1 protein-coding gene and 2 rRNA genes are annotated in these 2,427 nt (G+C 38.4%); 2 read left to right on the top strand and 1 reads right to left on the bottom strand.

Annotated elements, in window-relative coordinates; all coding sequences use genetic code 11:
- Positions 1-184, top strand: a 23S ribosomal RNA gene (locus E1I69_RS24020); the annotation flags it as partial.
- Positions 185-239: 55 nt separating this feature from the next.
- A 5S ribosomal RNA gene (gene rrf / locus E1I69_RS24015) occupies positions 240-355 on the top strand.
- Between the two features lie 1,034 nt (positions 356-1,389).
- Here the strand turns inward: rrf and E1I69_RS24010 are convergent.
- Complete coding sequence (locus E1I69_RS24010) at positions 1,390-2,127, bottom strand: AAC(3) family N-acetyltransferase (RefSeq protein ID WP_136382008.1); 738 nt, start codon at positions 2,125-2,127, stop codon at positions 1,390-1,392.
- Positions 2,128-2,427 lie beyond the last annotated feature (300 nt).

Below are 2,427 nucleotides of genomic sequence, written 5' to 3'. Positions count from 1 at the left end.
GGGTAGCTATGTGTGGAAGGGATAAGTGCTGAAAGCATCTAAGCATGAAGCCCCCCTCAAGATGAGATTTCCCATAGTGTTAAACTAGTAAGATCCCTCGAAGATGACGAGGTTGATAGGTCAGAGGTGGAAGCATGGTGACATGTGCAGCTGACTGATACTAATCGATCGAGGACTTAACCAAAATGATGAATGTTGGAGCGTTATCTAGTTTTGAAGGAATGAATCCTTCAACATAGTCTAGTGGTGATAGCGAAGAGGTCACACCCGTTCCCATACCGAACACGGAAGTTAAGCTCCTCAGCGCCAATGGTAGTTGGGACTTTGTCCCTGTGAGAGTAGGACGTCGCTAGGCACACTGATGATCAGCCGAATGGTTGGTCTTTTTTTGTATTGTTTTTTGGGGAGCAGAATTGTTGGGGTACTATGGTTAGCAGAACATGCTTTTTTGGTAGTTGTTATGGGAAAGACTAACGTATAGTGCTGATTCATTCCAGTTTCATCGTTTAGATGAAGAAATAGGTAATGCAAGCCAATGCAAAAGCTTTTTTAGATTGTCATTTTTAATAACCGCAAAAAAAGATGAACAAGCAAACGTTATAAAGAGGTTCTTAATTGTAAAAGATTAGTGTATGCTAATCCCGCAAACATCTTAAAGAGGTTCGCGATTGTAAAAAACTAGGAAATGCTAATCCCGCAAACGTCATAAAGAGGTTAGTATTTGTGAAAAATTAGGAAAAGCCGAGCCAGCAAACGTTATAAAGAGGTTCTCTTTTGTAAAAAATTAGGGAACGCTAAACCCGCAAACACCAATACCGGTATATCACCCAATCGAAAAACGATAAATGGTGTATCGCAAATCCCATTTTCGGTATATCACCCAATCGAAAAACGATAAATGGTATACCGTAAACCCCATTATCGGTATATCACCCAATCGAAAAACGATAAATGGTATACCGTAACCCCATTTTCGGTATATCACCCAATCGAAAAACGATAAATGGTGTATCGCAAATCCAATTATCGGTATATCACTCAATCGAAAAACGATAAATGGTGTATCGCAAATCCAATTTTCGGTATATCACCCAATCGAAAAATGATAAATGGTATACCGTAAACCTCATTATCGGTATACCACCCAATCGAAAAACGATAAATGGTATACAGCAAACAGCATCATTTGAGCTGTTGATTTAGTCTAACAACCCGAGTCATCTCCTTATTATCCTCTAAATGATTAAACGAACAAATATTCTCTTTTAACTTTAACATTTTCGGTTTCTTATAAAAAAACATCCTGTCTTTACAACAGGATGCAGGAGCATAAGGAAGAGTATAGTATATCGGTTATTTGAAAAACCTTCTTGATTGTCGAACTAAGTATCAAGAAAATAAAGCAGGTTCCTCTTTTAGGATATGAGTTAGCAATTCAGTCATTTTGACAGTATCGCAAACTCTTACAGTAGCATCGCCAAAATGACCTTTGTGCATCGCCTGATTAGTAAGAAAAACGTCGTCAACTCGTTCATATTTTTCAGAGGTGTGACCAATATGCCTTCTTTGGGGTACGGCGATTTCAGTATGATCCGGTAATACGGTGTAAAGCTTTTCATGATGATTGGTCAAACGGCCAGGTATATCAAGCCATTCCTCAACTCCGTGAATATATGTACACCTTCGTAAATCGACCCCGATTAATAAAATGCTCGCCTTTTTATCCAGTAATTTTCCCCAACTCGATTCCCTTGCACAGGGAGTGTCAAATTTTTCATTTCCCTCAACAAATTCACGAGAACCTTTCCCTAATGCTGCTACAGAATGAGTAGGATGCCATGAGCGAATAACGCCGGGACGGTTTCGGAAAAGTTCTGTTAATAGACCAACACAAGAAGGGGACTCATCAACATAAAACCGAGGATTGTCAGCATTTATATATGACCATGTATGGGTTGGAAATACTAAAAGGCCATTTTTCATGTATTCGGACAAAGCATCAAGGACGGTATCTGCGCCACCCTCCACTTGGCCAATACTTTTCATCGACGAATGAACTAGTAAGGTTCCATTTTCATCAATATTTAATGTTCTAAGATGATCTAATAAGTCTTGTTTTGTGTACATCACATTCTACCTTTCTCTCATTATAGCAATAGAATACCATATATTATTGGTAAGTCTAATGAAAGAGTAGACACGATTGTAACTTTTTCATTTTTCCGATTTTTGTAGTACCTCGATTTAAATTTACCGATCCAGTAGTAAGGACAGGTCCGTTACCTCAATTGGGACGACGGACCTGTCCCACTAGCTTTGCACAGATTCCATAAAATGTAAAAATGCTAATTGTATGTAGACATAAAAAAAGAAAGCCCTTATTGTAGAAGTGTTAGATGTTTGTTTGTTCCCAAAAACAATACAAAC

Source organism: Bacillus timonensis, from assembly GCF_004799755.1.
Lineage (GTDB): Bacteria > Bacillota > Bacilli > Bacillales > Bacillaceae_L > Ferdinandcohnia > Ferdinandcohnia timonensis_A.
Note: the sequence above shows the minus strand (reverse complement) of the source record. Positions and strands in the feature narration are given on the sequence as shown.